Genomic DNA, 21021 nt, shown 5'->3' on the forward strand with positions numbered 1-21021 from the left:
AAGCCATACCCCTTCTGAAACACGCTGTGAATACTTCCCTGTACGCTTGGCTGCGCCATCCATGGCTTCGCACAGTTTCAGAAGGGGTATGGCTCGGCCGCTTGTCTGGCCTTGGTAGATCTTACATCCAGCTATACAGTCGTCCGGGGTTAAATAGTCCATCTGGATCAAACGAGCTTTTCACTCGCTGCTGGATCGTTTTAAGGGCGTTGGGTTGGCTGTGCATTACCTCACCGGTGCGATCGCCACCACGGAACAGGCTCACCTGACCGCCGGCGGCGCGAGCCTGAGTCTCCATGTCGCTGAGTTCTCCAGCACCACGAAACCAGCGCTGGGAGCCGGCCCAGTCGATAAACCAATCACCCTCCAGGACCGGGTTGTCGGCCGTGGAGCCAACAGAGAAGCGCCAGAGCGGTGCGTCTTTGCCAGCAAAGAATTCGTGTTGCATGTCCTGCACTGAACGCCAGAAAGCCTGGCCATCATTCATGACATCGCCGCTCCACTTTTCAGCGGTGGCTTCAACTGCCGATTTGGCGCCAGAGAGCCGAAGATAAACCTTGCCGTCGACCCAGCAGGCTGCAGTGATCGGCTTGGGCTCTGCTGCTCGGCTATTCATGTAGTGCAGCACCTCATCCATTGCCATGTCCTGAACCAGCGTCAAACTTGCGGCCGGATGCGGCATAACTTTCAGGCTGATTTCAGTAATAACCCCGAGGGTGCCAAGAGCCCCTGCCTGAAGCCGGGAAACATCGTAACCCGCGACGTTCTTCATCACTTCGCCGCCAAAACGCAAATGCTCACCTTTCCCGTTGAGCAGGCGTATACCCAGCACCTGATCCCGCACAGACCCGGCCCAGGGCCTTGATGGGCCGGAGAGGTTGCAGGCCAGCGTCCCACCAATGGTGGATTCAGGGCCGAAATGAGGTGGTTCAAAGTGCAGCGCCTGGCCTTGCTCGGCAAGCACAGCCTCGATCTCACGCAGAGGTGTCCCGGCGCGAACCGTCATCACCAGTTCTACCGGATGATAGTCGACAATCCCGGTATGCCCGCCGACATTGAGGTCGCTGGCATCGCGGCTTGGTTCCCGACCAATGAAGGCTTTTGTGCCACCGCCGATAATATTGAGCTTCTCCCCGCCAGAGCGGGCCTGGAGCACTTGCTCCTGCAATTGTTGAGAGATATCAGCCATGGGCGGCTTCCGTATGTTCATGCTTGTGTTGTTTATGTTCGAGCGAGCGGTATTCCTGGCAGAACTTCAGCGCGGGTACACCTTTACCCGGGTTTAGAATGCCCGAAGGGTCAAAGGCTGCTTTTACATCATGAAACTGCTGCAATTCCAGATCGTTGAACTGTACGGCCATCTGGCGAATTTTTTCCACGCCTACGCCGTGCTCACCGGTAATACAGCCGCCGACATCAACACACATTTCCAGAATTGCGGCACCGAAGGCCTCGGTTCTCTCGAATTCACCCGGTACGTTCGCATCAAAAAGGATCAGCGGGTGAAGGTTGCCATCACCCGCATGAAAGACGTTTGCAACACGCAAACCGAACTCTTCAGACAATGCCTGCATGTCTGTCAGCACCTTAGCGATGTGACGACGGGGGATGGTGCCGTCCATGCAATAGTAGTCCGGAGAAATGCGGCCAACAGCGGGGAACGCGGACTTGCGGCCCAGCCAGAGCAATGCCCTCTCCTGCTCACTTTGGGAGGTACGAACCGACGTAGCACCGAGCTTTCGGAAAACCGCCTCGGCCTCGGCTATGTGTTCGTGTACTTCTTCTTCAGTGCCGTCCACTTCGCAAAGAAGCAGCGCTTTGGCTTCGCGGGGGTAACCGGCACCGGAAAAGTCATCAGCCGCTACAATGGCGTGGCCGTCCATCATCTCCAAACCGCCCGGTATAATGCCGTGGGAGATAATCCCGCCCACCGCATCGCCAGCTTTCTGAACGCTGTCAAAACCGGCCATCACGACCTGTGCGACTTCAGGCTTGGGCAATAGCTTCACCTTCACTTCGGTTACCACACCCAGCAACCCTTCAGAGCCGGTCAGTAGGGCAAGCAGATCCATGCCACAACTATCCAGCCCGCTGCTGCCGACGTTCACCACATCGCCTTCCGCGGTCACCATCTCCACACTAAGAATGTTATGCACCGTCAAACCGTATTTCAGGCAGTGCACTCCACCCGAGTTTTCCGCAACGTTGCCACCAATGGTGCAGGCAATCTGGGACGAAGGATCTGGTCCGTAATAAAGGCCGTACTGAGCAGCCTCCTCACTGATGGCGAGGTTACGCACACCTGGCTGAAGGCAGGCTGTTCGTTCCAGCGGATCGATATGCAGGATACGATTGAACTTGGCCAACGAAAGTACCACGCCCTCTTTGTTGGGCATGGCTCCAGCACTGAGCCCGGTTCCTGCTCCCCGGGCAACGACCGGAATACCGTGTTCGTGACAGATGCGCATTATCCGCTGCACCTGAGTAACGGTTTCCGGCAACACCACCAGCAACGGCATTTCGCAATACATCGACATGCCATCGCATTCGTAGGGTTTTATCGTTTCGTCATCTGTAATGACGTATTCCGGCTCAATAAAAGTCCGGAACTGATCAGCCAGTTCCGCCTTGCTGATCTTTGGTTTAGTTGCCATAACGCCTCTCTCAACCACGCTGGGCTTCGAAGTAGTCTAATCCGGCTTGAGCACAATCCATGTCTTGTTGTGGCGTACCAGAGCTAATCCCGATACCTCCAACAACCTCGCCATCAATAATCACAGGTAAACCGCCGCCAACGGAGCTTATGCGTCCGCCCACCTCGGTATGAATACCGAACGCCAGGCTACCCGGCACATTGACAGCGTTGTAATCATGGGTGGCTTTTTTTGCAGCAGCAGCTGTAAACGCTTTGTCCTGCGCAATGGTTACACTCGTAATTTTGCCACCATCCATACGCTCAAAAGCAACCAGGTTTCCGGATTCGTCCACAATGGCGATGCACATCGGAATGCCTATTTCCCGGGCCTTTACGGCCGCGCCTTCAATCAGCAAACGCGCTTCAGCCAAATCCAGTCTCTTTATCGTCAACATAAAACCCCTCTCCTTTTAATCAACCGTATACAAGCCCTGGCAGCCAGGTCACAACACCCGGAACCGCAATACAAACCATCAGACCGAAAGCCTGAATGGCGAGGAACACCAGGGCAGATTTGAAAATCGTTCCCATGGAAATTTCCGGCGGGCACACACCACGGATATAAAATAACGCGTAACCGAAGGGTGGACTGAGAAACGACATTTGCATATTGACCAGATACAACACCCCGAACCAGAGCACCACATCATTCCCCTCTACCGGCGGCAAACCGAAGAGCCCTTCAAACGTAAGCGCTTTCACGATTGGAATGAAGATGGGAACCGCCAGTAACAGAATACCGACCCAGTCCAGGAACATCCCCAGCACCACCAATAACACCATAAGCAAGAACAGAATACCGTAAGAGGACATGCCCGTGCCCAGGATGGCATCAGTCACAAACTGCTGGCCACCCTGCAGGATATAAAACCCGACAAATACCGAAGCCCCGAACATGATCCACAGCACCATGGCAGAAGCTTTAGCCGTGGTGATTGAAGCCTCACGCAAGCCCCCGATAGTGAACTTTCCGTGCATCAAGGCGACGACGATGGCGCCGAATGAACCTATACCTGCCGCTTCAACCGGTGTTGCAATACCACCGAACAACAAGCCAAGAACCAGACCCACGAGAATCAAGGGTGCAATAAGGCCTTTGAGTAGCGAGAGTTTCTCGCGCAAAGAAATGCGTTCCTCAACCGGAACGGGGGGCCCAAGGCTGGGGTTCAGCCAGCTGCGAATTAACACATAAGCGATATACAGGCTTGAAAGCATCAGCCCCGGAATCACCGACCCCAGGTAGAGCTCTCCCACCGATTGCTGGGCCACAACCGCATACAGAATGGCCAGAATAGACGGCGGGATAAGGATACCCAAGGTACCGCCAGCCATAATGGAACCTATGGCAATCTGATGGTCATAACCCCGTTTAAGCATGGCAGGCAGGGCAATAATGCCCATGGTTACAACGGCCGCACCGATAACCCCGACCATCGCGGCCAAAAGCGTAGAAGCCAGGATGGTTGCTGTTGCCAGACCACCGCTAAGCCCACCCATCCATTTGTAGACCACACTGAACATTTCTTCGATCAGCCCTGCACGCTCCAGCATGGATGCCATGAATATGAACAGAGGTATCGCAGCCAGATCAGAGTTGGTCATCATCGGGAAAATCCGGCTGGGCACGATGTTCAGCATCATCGAATCACCCACCAGATAAACAAACAGCACCCCCAGGCCACCCGTTACGAAGGCCAGCGGCAAGCCCATCATCAAGGCAACAAAAAGAGAGCCAAACATCAGGTACGTCAGCGGGCCAATTTCAACACTGGCAAGGCTGCCGGCAAACTTGAACAGGAATTTCTCATCGCTGAACGGGTCATAGAAGAGGATGTTGATCATCTCTACACAGATGACGAAAGCGAACCCTACTGTCGCCAGAATCATCAACCAGGTGCCGAGTTTACCTGTGAGGTTCGGACCCGGCGCAGCCGTTGTATTAGTGGTCATGCGACACGCTCCTTACCGAGGCGAACGAACAGAACAATATCCTTGATGAGCTTGGATACACCGGCGAGCAGCAGCAAAGTAGAGCCGAGTAACATCATGCCCTTGACTGGCCAGTACTGTATGCCCCAGGTTTCCACCGTGGTCTCATTCATGGCGTAGGAGTTCTCGAAAAAGGTCCAGGAGGTGATCATCAGGACCATCGCAAACAGAAAGAAAAACATGGAAGTAAATATATCCATGCCAACCCTGCCGCGCACCGGCAAAAAGTTATACACGACATCAACCCGCACATGGGCGCCATGTAGCATTGCAAACGAGCCTGCGAGCAAATACTGCATCCCCAGAAGAAGGAAGCTGGCCTCGTGCACCCAGACGGTTGGCTGATTGAACAGGTAACGCATCACCACTTCAAAAAAGTAAAAAACGACCGCATTGATCGTCCAGAAAGAAACAAACTCGCCGGACTTGTCGCTGATCCAGTCAATAGAACGGGTAAACCAGTTGCCTTCAAATTGAAGAAAAACCAGAGGGTCATCTGATTCTGCCTGTAACTCAGCAGGGGTTAATTCAGGCTCTACAGGCTCAGCACCCCGGGCAGTGGCCCATCGATACCACGCCATCATGATCAGCGGCATTACCGCCAGCCACCCCCAGTACAACCAGTGCGGCATTACAAATCCGAAGCCTTCTAGGTCAGACATTTTGTTACTACCTCAGCCATAAAACAGGGAAGGAGGACGGCTCTTTTCCCGAAGCAGTCCCTGCCCTTCCCCACTAGGTTTTTATTGTTGTCAGATAACGCGGGCTTACTTGCCTTCTACGCCTTCCAGATCAGCTTCGGTCACATAACCAACTGTGTCGTTCATCATGTACTTCAGCTGCATATCAAAAATGGCACGGGCATCTTCATCTTTATTTGCCCACTTGTACCAGATCGGAATCGCTTTGCGACGGAACTCTGAAAGGTCGGTCTGGCTAAGCCGGGTCACCGTATCGCCATCTGCCTTGAACTTCTCCATGGCTTCAATGTTGCGCTTCTGAATGGTGAGGTAGTGAACCTGGGAGTAATTGCGAACTTCATCTTCAACCAGCTTCTGTAGCTTGGGATCCAGGTTGTTCCAGTTCCGCAAGTTGACAGTAAGGTCCATCAAATCCACCGGCTGATAGATAGACATAACACCTGGAGGCCCGAACATGATGTAGTCGGTAACCTGGGAGAAACCCAGTTCGTAGTTCACAGCAGGGCCAACATAGTCAGCTGCATCGATGGTGCCTTTTTCCAGAGCCGGAAAGATATCCGAGCCAGGCAGGCTGACCGTGGATACACCAAACTCCTGAAATACTTCCGCTACCATCCCGCCGGGCACGCGCATTTTCATACCTTTCAGGTCGGCCAGACTGTTAACCGCCTTCTTGGAGTGGATGATGTTGGCGTCGTGCTGGATCGGGCCTACGTAAAACAGCCCAAACTTCTTGTAGATTTCACGTGTTTTCTCAAGCATTCCCAGCGAATAGAACATGGTGTCCCACTGGTGCGGTTGGTCCGGTCCCGCAGGATAGGAAGACAGGAAGACCGACGCGGGGATTTTACCAGACCAATAAAGAGTGAACGGGTTCATGCCCTGCAACACACCGTTGCGCACGGCTTCAAAAAGGGCGTTGTTATCGGCGGCCACCGCTTTGGCAGGGAAAGGCTTGAAAATAAGCTCCCCACCGCTTTTTTCCTCGATGCTCTCACACCACTCTTCAAAGAGGTCGTAGCCGACGGTACCGGCATCCCAGACGGACTGGATTTTCCAGGTTGTCGCAGCGTATGCCTGGCCGGCCCCCATCATCATCGCGCCAGCGAAAGCGGTACCAAGAGCGGCGGTTTTCAGAAAGCTTCTGCGCGGCGAAGGTGAGCTGGTCTCACAGCTATTCGAATTGGTTTTGCTCGGTTTCATCGAAACGTCTCCACTGAAATTGTTTTTATAGAGTTCAGAGCAACACGGGCAAAAAGCCCAGTATCGAAGATGATATTCGTGCGCCATCCCGGTTTAGTCCAGCGGGTACCGCACTGGTCAGACCAGTTTTTAAATTCGCAAAAATGGACGAACCTTGCCGAATCGTCCATATTTGCAGGGCTCAAGCGTATTTTATGAGCAAGGCCAACTAACAATAATTACCGGAAACGCTGGTCAGACCAGTGCACCCCTACAGGCACCCTGATGGCAATTTCACAGGAAATCTCATACCGGCTGGAACGGATGATCCTCGACGGAGGGCTGGCGCCAGAACAAAAAATACCCTCGGAACGGCAACTTGCCGAGCGCTTACGGGTGTCTCGATCGGTTATCCGTGAGGCTCTCCATGAATTGCAGGGTCGCGGCGTTATCGAAACCCGTCACGGGAAAGGCTCCTTCGTTTCCAGCATGGTCCCGGGGTCTGGTGACATCAGTACTCAGGGCCCTCTGATGCACCTGTTCGAAGGTCACCCGCGAACACTTTATGACTTGCTCGAGGTAAGAGAGCAGCTGGAGGGGCAAGCCGCCTTTCTTGCGGCGCAGCGGGCCACCAGCCTCGATCGCCACCGGATAGCCAAAGCCTTCCGCGCTCTGGAAGAAACCGACCCTCTTAGCAATGCACGCCCGGATCATGGCTTCCACCAGGCGATTGTCGAGGCATCTCACAATCCGATTCTGGTTCACGTACTCAACAGCCTGAAAAACATGATGCTGATGACCGTACAGGCTTCGGTTGCCAACCTTAACCCGCGCGCAGAGATGCGTAAGAAGATTGTTCTCCAGCACCGGCAGCTTTACGAGGCTGTCATTTCAGGCAGGCCCGCGAGCGCCCAGAAGGTTGCCATGGCCCATGTGCGCTTCGTCAGTAAAGCCATGCGCGATATGGAAAAAGAGGGGAGCACACTCATCCGTGTTCCAATTGAACAAGAGGGCCAGAACAGCCATCAGGGTACACGCGACTGAAACCAGCAAAATGCTTGCATTGAATACTCATTCCGCCACAATAAGTTGCTGGCATCAACGCTGAAAAATCGTAAAACTGTGTGGATAAGGTGTTGATTTCCACCTTCACAGTCCGTAAAACAAACGCCTTTGAATTACAGCTTCAGGAGCCACGCATGGCGGACCAAGCGCCTTTGATCTGCAGGGATATACACAAAACCTTTGCCCAGCTTGAAGTGCTCAAAGGTATTTCACTGGAGACCCGCAAAGGCGATGTTGTTTCCCTCATCGGTAGCTCCGGTTCCGGTAAAAGCACCTTCCTGCGCTGCATCAATCTGCTGGAGACTCCCACATCTGGCGATATCATCGTGCACGGCGACCCTATCCGGTTTACCAACAACCGCAAAGGCGAGCGAGTTCCTGCAGACAACAAGCAGGTGGAATTAATCCGCGCCAAGCTTTCCATGGTGTTTCAGGGCTTTAACCTCTGGTCCCACATGACGGTGCTGGAGAACATAATTGAAGCCCCGATCAACGTGCTCAAAGTGCCTAAAAAGGAAGCCATTGAACGCGCCGAGGCCTACCTGAACAAGGTCGGCATTTACGAGCGCAAGGATTACTATCCGGCACAGATGTCCGGCGGCCAGCAACAACGGGCAGCTATTGCCAGAGCCCTGGCCATGGAGCCGGAGGTCATGCTTTTCGACGAGCCCACGTCCGCGCTGGACCCGGAACTGGTTGGAGAAGTGTTAAAAGTTATGCAGAGCCTGGCCGAGGAAGGCCGCACCATGATCGTGGTAACACACGAGATGGCGTTTGCAAGGGATGTGTCGACGCAGGTGCTGTTTTTGCACCAAGGCGTTATCGAGGAGCAGGGAACACCCGAGAAGGTGTTCGACCACCCCGACTCGGAGCGCATGAAGCAGTTCCTGGCTCCCAAGTTCTGACAGGCGGTGCTATCGTAACCGGTGTTGGACTTAAAACTTCCATAAAAAATAACGCCCAAAAGGCGACCCACTGGAGAAGTGACACATGAAAAAACTGATTATTGCAGCGAGTTGTGCACTGGCAATGTTCGCCAGCGGTACCCAGGCAGAAGAGCGCAATCTTCGAATTGCTTTCGACGTACCTTACGAGCCATTCGAATACAAAGATGAAAACGGTGAGCTGACCGGTTTTGAAGTGGATCTGGCATCGGCCATGTGTGAAGAAATGAACGCTGACTGCGAATTCGTAATCCAGGCGTGGGACGGAATGATCCCTGGTCTGGTGGCTCGTAAATTCGATCTGATCATGTCCTCCATGTCGATCACCGCCGAACGTGCAGAGCGTGTTCTCTTCTCCGAACCTTACTACAACACCCCGGGCGGCTGGTTTGGTGCTGACAGCTTTAACACCGACGTTACCGACATGGACGCCATGAAAGGCAAAACCGTGGGCGTTCAGCGTGGCACCACGATGGACACTTTTGTAACCGAAGAAATGAGCGGCGTAGTAACGATCAAGCGTTACACCACTGCAGATGACATGGTTCTTGACCTGGAAGGCCAGCGTCTGGATGCGGTATTTGTTGACTACCCGGTTGGCGAACAAACCGTTCTGACCAAAGACGGCTTCAAGGAAGTCGGCGAACCCGTCAAGCTGGGTGAAGGCGTGGGTGTTGCTATGCGCAAGCGCGACAAGGACATTGCCGACGAAGTGAACGCGGCCCTGCGTAAGCTGAAGGAAGATGGCACCTACGACGCCATCATGAAGAAATACTTCGCTTATGACGTAAAGGTCTGATCGTTCAGATCTGACACTACTAGCCTCAGGGGAAGCCATAACGGCTTCCCCTGACTACCGGACATTCCCATGTTTGATCTGAAAGGCTATGGTCCGGCCCTGTTGAACGGGGCGGTTGTTACCATCGAACTCGCCTTCCTGTCTCTTGCCCTCGCATTAGCGCTCGGGTTGATTGGCGCGGCGGCAAAGCTGTCAAACAGCCGCATCGCTGTTGGAGCTGCCACCGCCTACACCACTCTGATTCGCGGTGTGCCAGACCTGGTAATGATGCTGTTGTTCTATTATGGCGGCCAGGTAGCCGTGAACATGCTCTCGGACTACGCATGGGAAGCTTACGAAATCGACTTTTTCTTTCAGTTCGATCCGTTCATTTCCGGTGTGGTCACAATCGGGCTGATTTTCGGCGCCTACATGACAGAAACCTTCCGTGGCGCTTTTCTGGCCGTAGAAACCGGCCAGATTGAAGCGGCGCGAGCCTATGGTTTTAGCAGCTGGCATACCTTTCGCCGCGTAATGGTTCCGCAAATGTTGCGCCATGCACTGCCGGGTATAGGTAACAACTGGCAGGTGCTGCTTAAAACCACAGCACTGGTTTCCATTATTGGTCTTACTGACATGGTTCGTGTGGCCGAGGAGGCGGCGAAAGCAGAACGTATGCCGTTTCACTTTTTTATTCCCGTGGCGTTTGTATACCTCGCCCTCACAGCAGGCTCGGAGCTTTTCATTAAGTGGCTCGATAAACGAGCGAATGCCGGCGTGATTCAGGAGAATTAATGATGCCTCCCGACTTCCTCGCCGCCTGGCTCAACAAGAACGATATTTTTACTGCCATGACCATCATGGAATACTGGGATGGCGCGGTTACGACTGTTCAACTGGTATTCCTGAGTCTGATTATCGGGCTTGTATGTGCGGTTCCGCTGGCCATACTGCGCACAGTGAGAAATCCATTTATATCAGGCCCTGTGTGGCTCTATACCTATCTATTCCGTGGCACGCCGCTGCTGATTCAGCTCTATATCATTTACTATGGCGTAGCCCAGATTCCCGGCATTCAGGAGACTTTCTGGTGGGAGATTTTCCGGGAGCCTTTCTACCCTGCCCTGCTGGCGTTTACTCTGAACACTTGCGCCTACACCACTGAGATTATTCGTGGTGCGATTATTTCGACCCCTCACGGTGAGATTGAGGCGGCGAAAGCCTATGGCATGAACTGGTTTATGCGGATGCGGCGCATTGTTCTGCCAAGTGCAGCGCGGCGGGCGGTTCAGGCGTATTCCAATGAGGTTATTTTCATGCTGCACTCGAGTGCGATTGCGAGTGTGGTAACCATTGTGGATCTGACGGGTGCGGCGAGGAATATTTACTCGCGGTTCTATGCGCCGTTTGATGCGTTTATTTTTGTGGCACTTTGCTACATGGTGCTGACGTTTATTCTGGTGTTTGCGTTCCGCAAACTTGAAAATCATTTGTTGCGGCATCAGCGGCCTGTGGGTTCCTGAACGGTAAAACAGCCACTCGACTTTAGTGCCTGGGCAGGCGGTTATAGCCTTTCCGGGAGACGCTGCGAGCACATCCTTGTGCGCTTGACTGAAGCCATCCATGGCTTCAGACACTCCCGGAAAGGCTATAACCGCCTGCCCTCCGACCTTTTTGGGGAGCCTTCATGACAAAGAACGCACCAAAACACTTATTTGATGCCAATCCTGATTGGCTGTCGCACACGCTTGCCAACGCCACGTCGAACCTCGCGGAATCCAACATCACGCTTTCTGACGGAACTCGCATAAGCCGCCAAGCTGTTGGCGTTCTAAACCTGACCCCACCGGCCGGCCGCGCCAACCCTAATCAGGAGGCGCTCATTGTCTCCGCCGGTATTCATGGCAATGAAACCGCACCTATTGAAGTTCTGAACGCGCTGGTTAGCGAACTGTTGAACGAGGAGTGGCAGTTGGCGTGCCCCCTGCTGCTGATTCTGGGGAACCCACCGGCGATGGTGGCAGGACAACGGTTTCTGGAGGTAAATCTCAACCGCTTGTTCAACGGTGCTCATGCCTACCCGGAGTATGATGAGCTGTCGGAAGCAGCGCGGGCGCAGTTTCTTGAAGAGGCTTGTCGTCAGTTTGCCATGGCGCATCCGCAGGCCTTGTCCCATTACGATTTGCATACGGCCATAAGGCCATCCAGGCGGGAGAAGTTTGCACTGTATCCGTTTGTTTCTGGCCGGCAGGTGCCGCAGGCGCAGTGCGATTTTCTGCTGGAAGCTGAGGTGGAAACACTGTTGCTTCAGCACAAGGCGGGCACTACGTTTTCGTCGTTTTCATCCTCTGTGCTGGGCGCCGAGAGCTTTACCGTAGAACTGGGCAAGGTCAGGCCTTTTGGCGAGAATGAGCTCACGCGTTTCGCGGGAATCAAGAAGGCTTTGCGACGGCGTTTTCGTGGTGAGACATGCCCGGAAAAACAACCGCAGCCGGAAAGCTTAACAGTCTTTGAGGTGGTACATGAAATTCTGAATACCGGGAAAAACTTCCGGTTTCATATTCCGGATGATGTGGCGAACTTTACCGAATATCCGCCAGGCACCGTCATCTGGGAGAATGATATCACCCGTTATAAGGTAGAGGCTTCGCCTCAGGCAATTGTGTTTCCAAACCGGGATGTGCCGGTTGGTCAGCGGGTGGGCCTGATGATCAGGCCCCGGTAAACCGGCTGGCACAGGAGGCCTCTAGGCCGGAGCGTTTTCAGGTTCTGCAACTTTCACTGTAATCAACTGAGTGCAAACTGCCGGGATGACCAATAGAGTCAGTACCGTTGAAGCCAGAAGCCCTGAGATAATGGCCCAGGCCATGGGCGGCCAGAGTGTGGAGCTGGAGAACGCCAATGGCAGCAGGCCGGCTACGGTGGTTGCGGTAGTCAGCAGGATGGGGCGGGTTCTCTGGATAACAGCTTTGCGCATGGCTTCGTGGATGCTTTCACCATTTTCCAGCTCCCTGTCCATCACGTCGAGCAACACTATGGCGTTATTCACCACAATGCCCACCAGGGCGATGACGCCAAGCAGCGATTGAAACCCGAAAGGCGATCCCGAAAGCACCAGCCCGGGAAATATGCCTACAGTGGCTAGCGGGACGGTCAACAGGATAATGCCCACGCGCCGGAACGAATTGAACTGAAGCAACAGGAAGAAGAGCAGCAAGAGTACCCCGATTGGTGCGGCTGTTAAGAGCGCGCCGTTGGCATCACCAGAACCTTCAGCATCACCGCCCATTTCCAGGCGCGTGCCATCAGGCAGGGGGTTGTCTGCCAATGCAAGTTGGAGCCCATCCAGCGCCTGGCTGAAGCTGTAGTCTGTCAACAGGTTAGACGTCACCGTATTGAGCCGGATGCCGTTTCGCAAATAGCGCGCCGCAGGCTCCCAGGTCGTTTCTACAGTGGCAACAGCGGAAAGCGGAACCGCTTGCCCAAGATCGTTGTAGACGTTCACCGAAAGCAGACGTTCCAGAGGCAAGGATGTGCCTTCCTGTGACCGCAGTACGAGCGGAATCGGGTCTTTTTCCTGCCGGTACCGTTCAGCGACAACGCCGAAGCTCTGGCCGTAAAGGCTCTGGGCCACATCGGCCCGGGTAAGCCCGTACCTTGCAGCGGTGGCATCGTCTACGTTGATCGCAATGCTCGGTACGCCAATGTCCAGATCGTGCCTCACATCCACGGTGCCCTCCACCTGGCGTAAAGCGCTGAACAACTGCTCTACAGCATGAGTGCGCTCCTGATCATCCGGGTGGTAAACGCGGACTTCCACCGGTGCGATGCTGGGTGGCCCCTGCCCGAGAACACCAACGCCTACGTTCAGTTCGGGCATCTGCTCATTCACATGGGTTCGAATCCAGTGAATCATTTCAGTCGTGTCTTCCAGGGTCGGCGTTGTTACCACCAACCTGCCCCTGTTCGGCGCCTGGGGCGCACGCTGGAGATTGTAGTAGAACGAAGGGCCGGTATAGCCGACAAAACGATGAATTTGCAGCGCGTTCGGCCGTGTGCGTATAGCTTGTTCCAGATCCGCAGCGGCTTCAGCCGTGCGCGATTGTTCTGTGCCTTCAGGCATGAAGAGTTCAACGATCACCTGAGGCCGGTCGGCATTGGGGAAGAACTGCTGCGCCATAAACGGCGTCACGGCCAGGCTCATCACAACTAATAAGGTTCCGGCTGCGATCAGTCGGCGGGGGTGGCGGTAAACAAGACCACCGAGGAACCTGGCCAGACCCGTCAACCGGTCAGCCTCCGCATTGCGGCGAGGCTTCAGGAACCGGGCTGCCAGCAGGGGTACCACGGAAATCGCCAGTAAATAACTGACAGATAGAGTCAGCATGATCATTACCGGGACGCCCCGGGTAAAATCTGCCGCACCACCTTTGGCAAGTAAAAGAGGCGCAAAGGCTGCAAGTGTGGTGCCGGTGGAAGCGCCAAGCGGCCCGGCGAGTTCGCTAACAGCTTTGCGCAGGGCATCCAGGCGGCGCATACCCTCATCCAGATGCCCCTGAATGTTTTCTACAATCACTATGGCGTTATCGATCAGAATACCCAGAGAAATCACCATGCCGATAACCGCAATCTGATGCAGCACGCCGCCGCCAAGGTCGTAGAGGCCAACGCTTATCAAAGCCACCATCGGAAGAATGGAAGCCACCAGCAGACCCATTCGAATACCCATGCCGGTGAACACGACGGCCACAATAATCAACACGGACAGCACAAGGCTCAAGGCCAGATTATCCAGACGGTCCGAGACCTTATCAGGCTGAAAAAACATCTCACGGATTTCGTAGGGCTCGAAATCAGGGCGGATCTGCGTAACCCGCTCTCGCACACGCTCCCCAAAACGGATCGCGTCCGTAGTACCTTCTTCCATAATCAGCGACAGCAATACAACCCGCTCACCATCAAACCAGGTCTCCGGTTGTCTTGGTTCAGCAGGGCCGCGCCACACATCCGCGGCCGCCGCCAGCGGCACCTGGGAACCATCAGGTAGTTCAATGGGGGTTGCACGAATGGCATCAATGTCGGCAAATTCGGTGTTAGGAAGCACCGATAAACGGCGCCCGTCCACGACCACAAAACCGCCAGGGGTCGTCTGATTGCGCTGTGCGAGGGTTTGCAGAATCCGCGCCGGTGAAATGCCCAATCGATACAGTGCAGCATCATCCAGAGCCAAAGTAATCTGCTCGTCGGCATCCCCTTCCAGTTCAATGCGGGACACTCCGCTAAGGTCGGCGAGGTTTTGTTTAAGCCGCTCGGCCACATCCGACAGCTCACTAACCGAAGGTGCACCCCCAATCGCCAACACAATGGCCGGGTTGTCTATCAGCCGGTCATCCAGCGCCATCTGGCCAACGTCATCCGGGAAATCCTGCTTTGCACGTTCCATTGCTTGCCGGATTCGGTCCCAGGCCGGGTCCGTGTCGTAGATATCATCATTGAGACGAATCCTTACCAGCGCCACCCCTGTGCGGGCTGTGCCTTGTGAGATATCAACTTCCTCGACCTGCCGAAGCTCATCAGTCAGCGGTCTTAGCACCAGCCGCTCAACCGCATCGGCACTGGCTCCGGGGTAGTTCACCGAGATCAGCCCGGCCCGATACGGAAATGAGGGGTCTTCCTGGCGCGGCATGGTGCTGTATGCCGCGATTCCCAACAGACAAAGCATGGTAACCACCATGCCCAATAATCGCTGGAAGTTGAGCAGCCGGCGCGTCATCAACGCACCTCCACGGCATCACCGTCTGCAAGGCGGGTTATACCCGCATAAACCACCTGGTCGCCTGGCTTCAACTCACCTGCACGCACTACAACGCGCTCGCCCACCACACGTTCAACCTGTATCGGCACGCGCCGGGCCACACCGTCTTGCACCCGGAATACCATCATGCCGTCCTCGCTGCGGACAACCGACAAAAGTGGAACGGTGATGGCGGATTCAGAATTCGGAGTGATGCCCACCTCAACTGGCTCCCCCGTATCCAACGAATTAATCGGTAGACTGATCAGAACCGGGTGCAGTTCGCCACGGATTGCACCGGCCTGGGCAATCTCAACAACAGAACCAACAACCGGAGCCTCACTGCGGTTCTGCACTGACCACACAGGTAGCTCCTGTTCCAGAGACACATGTCCAAGGAGGTATGCCGGCACCCGAACCTCAACCTCCTTGCCTTCAGGTGAGGACATGCGCACAACCGGTTGGCCAGCCGCTACAAATTCGTCCCTTTCGACCAACAGAGCTTCAACACGCCCGGCAAACGGTGCCCGCAAGGTGCTTTCTTGTAACAATTGAGTTGCCTCAGCAAGTGCAGCCTGAGCGGTGGCTACGCTGGCCCTCAACGAATCCCGGCGAGCCGCAATCTGTTCAAGGTTTTGCTCGGAAACCACACCACGCTCGTGTAACCGGCTCGAACGCTCCCACTCACGCTTGGCCTGATCGTACCCGGTGTTCAGCTCTTCCAGCTTGGCTTTTGCTGAATCCCGCGCAGGTTCCAGCGCCGGGTTGTAGGCCCGGGCAAGCACATCGCCGGCAGCGACAGTCTGGCCCAACTCTACCTCACGCTCTTTCAGAGTGCCGCTAATCTGGAACGTAAGAGTTGCCCTTTGGGTTGACCGGACAATGCCGGAGAAACGCAGGGTTATGTCCTGGGCCTCACCTCCGGTAACTTCTGAAACACGCACCGACACCCGGTGCTCGTCAGGTAAATCCGGTGCATCAGCGGCATTACAACCCGAAAGTAAAAGACCGGAGGCAGCAAGAAAAATAAAGCCGAAAGAAATACGAATTGGTGTCATAAGGTGTCCTTTCTTCCCTGCTCATGTTGATGCCGATGCCGCTTGCTGCGGAAATCCAGTTTGTTGATCGCGACATAATGTCATTCTTTGACATTATGTCAATAATCAGTTTTCATTCATGCTCTACTGGCAACCAGCCGATAGAATGCCCCGACGAGAGAACCTGATGACTGAACCGCTGAAAACACGCCGCGAACGGGAGAAGCAAGCCCGCTACGACGCCATTCTGGACGCCGCAGAGCGGGCCTTTTCGGATAAGGGTTATGAGCGGACGTCCATGGATGACATTGCACGCACCGCCAGCCTGAGCCGGGCACTGCTCTATGTTTACTTCAAGGATAAGGCCGCCATTCAGCGCGGGATTATGCTGCGGGCCGGGCAGAGCCTGTCTGAACGCTTCCGGAACGCGAGACAGACCGCCGATACGGGGCTGGCACAAATACGAGCCATGGGAGAATCCTACTACCGTTTCTACCTGGACGAACCGGACTATTTTTCGGCGCTCACCAAAGCCTCAACCGCCATGGCTGAAGCAGACGAAGCCCAGGCCATGGAAATGCTCTGCTCGAAATCCGAGCTCATGGCGTTGATGATAGAGGCCATCGAGCTGGGGCTTGAAGACGGCACCATGAGCCGCCAGCGCATCCAGAATCCGGAGCAAACAGCGCTTTACCTGCGGGGCGCCCTGCACGGCACCATTCTGCTATGCCAGTCGGAAGCCAGCGAGAGCGATGGCAACTTCCCTGCTGAGAACCTGATCCGGCACACCATGGACATGCTCACTTCATCGATCGCCGTCTCCTGATGAGGCACTGAAAAACTTCTAGAGCTGGAAGTCGTAGATTGACCCCAGCCCCAGAATACCTGTCAGCTCATCCAGTGCTTTGCGCACCTCATCCAGCAGCATGGGATCCGCCAGATCTTCCCGCTCAAGTTGATCACGGTAGTGCGCTGCAACCCAGGTCGTCAGCCGTTCATAGAGATCGTCGGTCAAAATCACACCGCGATGCATGGCCTGCAATTCGTCGTCATTCAGAACCACACGTAAGCGCAGACACGCAGGACCGCCGCCGTTGCGCATGGATTGTTTCACATCAAACACTTCCACCGCCGTGATTGGCCCGCCCGCGGCCAGCAACCTATCCAGATACTGGCTGACAGTTCCGACCTCCCGGCATTCGCCCGGAACCGCAAGCAACATGCCGTCGGGCGTATTCAGCAGCTGGCTGTTGAACAGATACGAGGCTACTGCATCCTCCAATGGCACCTCCTCACTGCTCACCCGAACCGCTTCCAGATCTGCTCCAATGAGGCGTGCACGGATCTCTGATAACACTTGCTCTTCATGCAGGAATGCCATGTCGTGATAAAACAAGGTGTTGCCGTTGCCTACCGCAATAACGTCGTTATGAAATACGCCGGCGTCAATGGCTGCAGGGTTCTGCTGGGCAAACACCCGATTCGCATCTTTTAATCCATGCAGGCGAGCGACAGCCTGAGAGGCTTCGAGGGTCTGCCGGGCCGGGTATTTTTGCGGAGCCGGGGCCTGCTCATTAAAGGCCGCCTGGCCATACACGAACAGCTCCACCCCAGGCTCACCGTAACGCCCGCAAAGCCGGGTATGGTTGGCCGCACCCTCATCGCCAAAATGGCTGACTGACGGCAGTGCCGGATGATGGGCAAAATAGCCATCATCCGCGAAGATAGACTTCAGCATTCGACCGGTCACGCTATGCTCAATGGAGCGGTGGAACTTGGCGCTCAGGTTGGCAGGGGTGAAGTGTACCCGGTGATCGGTGGTATCGGCACTGGGTGAAATCGTAGCCGCATTGGCTGTCCACATTGACGATGCAGAAGATACGGCAGCCAGAATGGACGGGCTGGATTTTGCGGCCTGCTCCAGAATCTGTGCATCCGTGCCACTGAATCCGAGGGCTCTCAGCGATGGAATATGCGGACGTTCGTGGGGCGGCAGAATGCCCTGAACATATCCGCGGTCAGCCAGGCGCTTCATCTTTGCCAACCCTTGCAGCGCCGCCTCCCGGGGGTTGGACACCGCATTCACATTGGACTTGGACGCCACGTTACCCCAGGACAGCCCCGCGTAATTGTGGGTAGGGCCTACCAGGCCATCAAAATTTGCTTCTACCGCATGCTTTTTCATGATTTGAGATTCCGTCCGGATTCAGGGTACCAAGGCTCAGGAACTGCTATTCACGAATCAAAACTCAGGCCTGGCGACAGTTTTTCCGGCACCTCGCTTTTGCCTGCCTCAAGAGACGCCATGGGCCAGGCACAATAATCCGCAGCATAGTAGGCGCTGGCTCGGTGATTACCACTGGCCCCCACGCCACCAAAAGGTGCTGCACTGCTCGCTCCGGTCAATGGGCGATTCCAGTTGACGATACCGGCCCTGGCCTCCTCAACCAAACGTTCGTAGAGCTTACGGTCGTCGGTGAGGATGCCGGCGGAAAGTCCAAAACGAGTATTGTTGGCCAGCTCAAGGGCATCATCAAAGCTCTTGTACCTATAGACTGTTAACAACGGCCCGAAAAACTCTTCATCCGGCAACTCCAGCCCTGTTACATCCACAATGCCGGGCGAAAGAAGACCAGTATCCGGTTGCACCTGCTTCATTTCCAGCAGGGACTTCCCACCTTTCTCCAACATATTGGCCTGGGCAGCCAGAAGCTTTTCCGCCGCTTGTACTGAAATAACCGAACCCATAAATGGTTGCGGGCTGGCATCAAATTCCCCCACCTGAATGCGGGCTGACACCGCCACCAGGCGATCCAGGAACTCATCGCCTTTTTTGCCTTTGGGCACCAGTAATCTGCGGGCACAAGTGCAACGCTGACCGGCGGAGAGAAACGCCGACTGCAGAGCGTGATGCACCGCACCGTCAATATCGGAGGCATCCTGAACAATCAGCGGGTTGTTGCCGCCCATTTCCAGGGCAAGGATTTTCTCGGGCTGACCACCAAGCTGCTGGTGCAATAGGTGACCAACTGTCGAGCTGCCGGTAAAGAAGAGGCCATCAATCAAGGGGTGGCTGGCAAGTGACTTACCGGTATCGGCAGCCCCCTGAACCAGATTGATCACGCCATCGGGCAGCCCGGCTTTTTCCCAGAGTTTAATCGTTAGCTCCGCTACCCCGGGTGTCAGCTCACTGGGTTTGAAGACAACCGTATTGCCCGCCAGCAGAGCCGGCACAATGTGACCATTCGGGAGATGGCCCGGGAAGTTATAAGGACCAAAGACAGCAACCACTCCATGAGGGCGATGCCGCAGCACCGCGTGGCCACCAGCAACATCCGATTCGGATTGCCCGGTGCGGTCGTTGTAGGCTTTCACAGAGATTCCGACCTTGCCGATCATGGCCGCCACTTCCGTACGTGACTCCCACAGGGGCTTTCCTGTCTCCAGGCCGATCTGATGGGCCAGCTCTTCCTTGTTTGATTCCAGCAGTTCGGCAAAAGCCTCAATAACCGCCTGACGCTCAGCAAAACTCTTCCGGCGCCACTTCAGAAAAGCAGCCCGAGCACCGCGCACCGCTGCGTCTACATCCGCAAGGCTGCCACCAGTGCCTTCCCAGACCGCATTGCCGGTAACGGGCTGAACCGACTCAAATACTGGGCCATGGCCCTGAAGCCAAAGCCCGCCTATAAACAACTCGCCTGTCAGGTTTGTCATATCACTAAATCTCCCGTTACTGGAATTGTATAAATTTCAACCTGCCGGCTTCACCGTGGTTTTTGCTCTGTCCTTCAGAGGCGCCAGCCGCACGGGGTCAGCCGATTCAATCTGCAAGGCTTCGGCAACATCGGGCGGCAGGCTAATTGTATCTACGCCAACGCAGCTGGCAGGCACAGTTGTTACCCGGAAATTACGGAACGAGCGATTGGACACCATTACCCGTTCCGCAGCTGGCACATCAAGGTTCACCGCTTTGCGGGTGACCATGGCGTGGCGGTTTCGGCTGTCGCGAATCGTGCGAATTGTATGCACAAACGCCTCTACCACGGGGCCACCATCAAAGATGTCCACCAGGCCGTTAAAGTTAAAGCCCTCTGCCTCCAGCATCTTCAGCGCCGGAGCCGTATTGCCATGGACCCTGCCAATAACCGCTCGCGCCGAATCCGGCAGCATGGGCAAATAGATGGGGAACTTGGGCATCAACTCAGCAATAAATGCTTTATTCCCAAGCCCGGAAAGCATATCCGCTTCCATAAATTCCATATCAAAAAACTTGCTGCCCAAAGCATCCCACAGCGGGCTAAGACCTTGCTCATCGGATACGCCGCGCATTTCAGCAAATACTTTTTCCGAAAAATGCTTGCGAAACTCATCCATATACATAAAACGACAACGTGATAGCAGCAAGCCGTTGCCACCACCCTGATAGTCGTCGGAGAGCAACAGCGAACATATCTCGCTGGTATCTGTCATATCGTTGGTGAGGTGCAGCGTTGGTGTACGCACGTGAACGCCCAACTCTTTAGAAGCGTTTACAGTAACGCTGAGCCGGTAGTTATAGAACACCTCATCCAGGCCGACCCGGGCCTGGATACCACTGATACCCACAGCTTTACCGGTTTCTGTATCTTCAAGGGCAAACAGGTACAGACCAGCTTCCGGGGCACAACGCTGGTTAAAGGTTTCCCGGGCGAGGTTGATCTTGCGCTGTAAAAGGTCTCGATCAGCTGGCAGCGTAGTCAGTCCCTTACCAGCCTTCTGTGCCATAGCATAAAGATCATCAAGATCTGATTCCTGGAGCGGGCGAATCAACAGCATGCGGCAACCCTCGGGCGGTAT

Annotated in this window: 18 protein-coding genes; 7 read left to right on the forward strand and 11 right to left on the reverse strand. The window is 55.0% G+C overall.

Annotated elements, in window-relative coordinates:
* Positions 1-121: 121 nt before the first annotated feature.
* The 6 genes from glcE to dctP form a co-directional block, all read right to left on the reverse strand.
* Positions 122-1189, reverse strand: coding sequence for a glycolate oxidase subunit GlcE (gene glcE / locus Q4501_RS13465; RefSeq protein ID WP_303596756.1), 1068 nt, complete (start codon positions 1187-1189; stop codon positions 122-124).
* Positions 1182-2654, reverse strand: a complete 1473-nt coding sequence (locus Q4501_RS13470) for an FAD-linked oxidase C-terminal domain-containing protein (RefSeq protein ID WP_303596757.1) — start codon at positions 2652-2654, stop codon at positions 1182-1184. Before Q4501_RS13470 ends, glcE begins: the two co-directional genes overlap by 8 nt.
* Positions 2655-2664: 10 nt before the next feature.
* Positions 2665-3090, reverse strand: a complete 426-nt coding sequence (locus tag Q4501_RS13475) for a heme-binding protein (protein ID WP_303596758.1) — start codon at positions 3088-3090, stop codon at positions 2665-2667.
* 19 nt (positions 3091-3109) lie between these two features.
* Positions 3110-4645: a TRAP transporter large permease subunit gene (locus tag Q4501_RS13480; RefSeq protein ID WP_303596759.1), complete on the reverse strand. Its 1536-nt coding sequence runs from the start codon at positions 4643-4645 to the stop codon at positions 3110-3112.
* Complete coding sequence (locus Q4501_RS13485) at positions 4642-5346, reverse strand: TRAP transporter small permease subunit (protein ID WP_303596760.1); 705 nt, start codon at positions 5344-5346, stop codon at positions 4642-4644. The genes Q4501_RS13480 and Q4501_RS13485 overlap by 4 nt, the downstream gene beginning before the upstream one ends.
* A 105-nt stretch (positions 5347-5451) precedes the next feature.
* A complete protein-coding gene (gene dctP, locus Q4501_RS13490; RefSeq protein ID WP_303596847.1) occupies positions 5452-6483 on the reverse strand; it encodes a TRAP transporter substrate-binding protein DctP in 1032 nt (343 codons plus the stop codon).
* A gap of 369 nt (positions 6484-6852) precedes the next feature.
* Here dctP and Q4501_RS13495 point away from each other — a divergent pair, with 369 nt between their 5' ends.
* From Q4501_RS13495 to astE, 6 genes are all read left to right on the forward strand, one after another.
* Entirely contained in the window at positions 6853-7611 is a 759-nt protein-coding gene (locus Q4501_RS13495; protein WP_303596761.1) for an FCD domain-containing protein, read from the forward strand.
* 155 nt (positions 7612-7766) lie between these two features.
* Entirely contained in the window at positions 7767-8537 is a 771-nt protein-coding gene (locus tag Q4501_RS13500; protein WP_303596762.1) for an ABC transporter ATP-binding protein, read from the forward strand.
* Positions 8538-8622: 85 nt separating this feature from the next.
* Complete coding sequence (locus Q4501_RS13505) at positions 8623-9375, forward strand: transporter substrate-binding domain-containing protein (RefSeq protein WP_303596763.1); 753 nt, start codon at positions 8623-8625, stop codon at positions 9373-9375.
* 69 nt (positions 9376-9444) lie between these two features.
* Positions 9445-10149 (forward strand): ABC transporter permease, encoded by a 705-nt coding sequence (locus Q4501_RS13510; RefSeq protein ID WP_303596764.1) that lies wholly within the window; start codon positions 9445-9447, stop codon positions 10147-10149.
* On the forward strand, positions 10149-10877 hold the full coding sequence (locus tag Q4501_RS13515; RefSeq protein ID WP_303596765.1) for an ABC transporter permease: 729 nt from the start codon (positions 10149-10151) through the stop codon (positions 10875-10877). Before Q4501_RS13510 ends, Q4501_RS13515 begins: the two co-directional genes overlap by 1 nt.
* 164 nt (positions 10878-11041) lie before the next feature.
* Positions 11042-12079 carry a succinylglutamate desuccinylase gene (gene astE / locus Q4501_RS13520; RefSeq protein ID WP_303596766.1) on the forward strand — a complete coding sequence of 346 codons (1038 nt, stop codon included), beginning with the start codon at positions 11042-11044 and terminating at the stop codon, positions 12077-12079.
* A gap of 21 nt (positions 12080-12100) precedes the next feature.
* On the opposite strand, the gene Q4501_RS13525 is transcribed toward astE, so the two are convergent.
* Positions 12101-15127, reverse strand: a complete 3027-nt coding sequence (locus tag Q4501_RS13525) for an efflux RND transporter permease subunit (protein ID WP_303596767.1) — start codon at positions 15125-15127, stop codon at positions 12101-12103.
* Positions 15127-16206 (reverse strand): efflux RND transporter periplasmic adaptor subunit, encoded by a 1080-nt coding sequence (locus Q4501_RS13530; protein WP_303596768.1) that lies wholly within the window; start codon positions 16204-16206, stop codon positions 15127-15129. Before Q4501_RS13530 ends, Q4501_RS13525 begins: the two co-directional genes overlap by 1 nt.
* A gap of 166 nt (positions 16207-16372) precedes the next feature.
* Between Q4501_RS13530 and Q4501_RS13535 the strand changes: the two genes are divergently transcribed.
* Positions 16373-17011, forward strand: a complete 639-nt coding sequence (locus Q4501_RS13535) for a TetR/AcrR family transcriptional regulator (RefSeq protein ID WP_303596769.1) — start codon at positions 16373-16375, stop codon at positions 17009-17011.
* Positions 17012-17029: 18 nt separating this feature from the next.
* Here the strand turns inward: Q4501_RS13535 and astB are convergent, their stop codons facing one another.
* From astB to astA, 3 genes are read right to left on the reverse strand one after another with little or no spacing between them, the layout of a single operon-like run.
* On the reverse strand, positions 17030-18370 hold the full coding sequence (gene astB / locus Q4501_RS13540) for an N-succinylarginine dihydrolase (RefSeq protein ID WP_303596770.1): 1341 nt from the start codon (positions 18368-18370) through the stop codon (positions 17030-17032).
* 50 nt (positions 18371-18420) lie between these two features.
* Entirely contained in the window at positions 18421-19899 is a 1479-nt protein-coding gene (gene astD / locus Q4501_RS13545; protein WP_303596771.1) for a succinylglutamate-semialdehyde dehydrogenase, read from the reverse strand.
* 36 nt (positions 19900-19935) lie between these two features.
* Positions 19936-21000 (reverse strand): arginine N-succinyltransferase, encoded by a 1065-nt coding sequence (astA, locus tag Q4501_RS13550; protein ID WP_303596772.1) that lies wholly within the window; start codon positions 20998-21000, stop codon positions 19936-19938.
* Between the last annotated feature and the right edge of the window lie 21 nt (positions 21001-21021).

The sequence above is a fragment of the Marinobacter sp. 2_MG-2023 genome (assembly GCF_030546935.1).
Lineage (GTDB): Bacteria > Pseudomonadota > Gammaproteobacteria > Pseudomonadales > Oleiphilaceae > Marinobacter.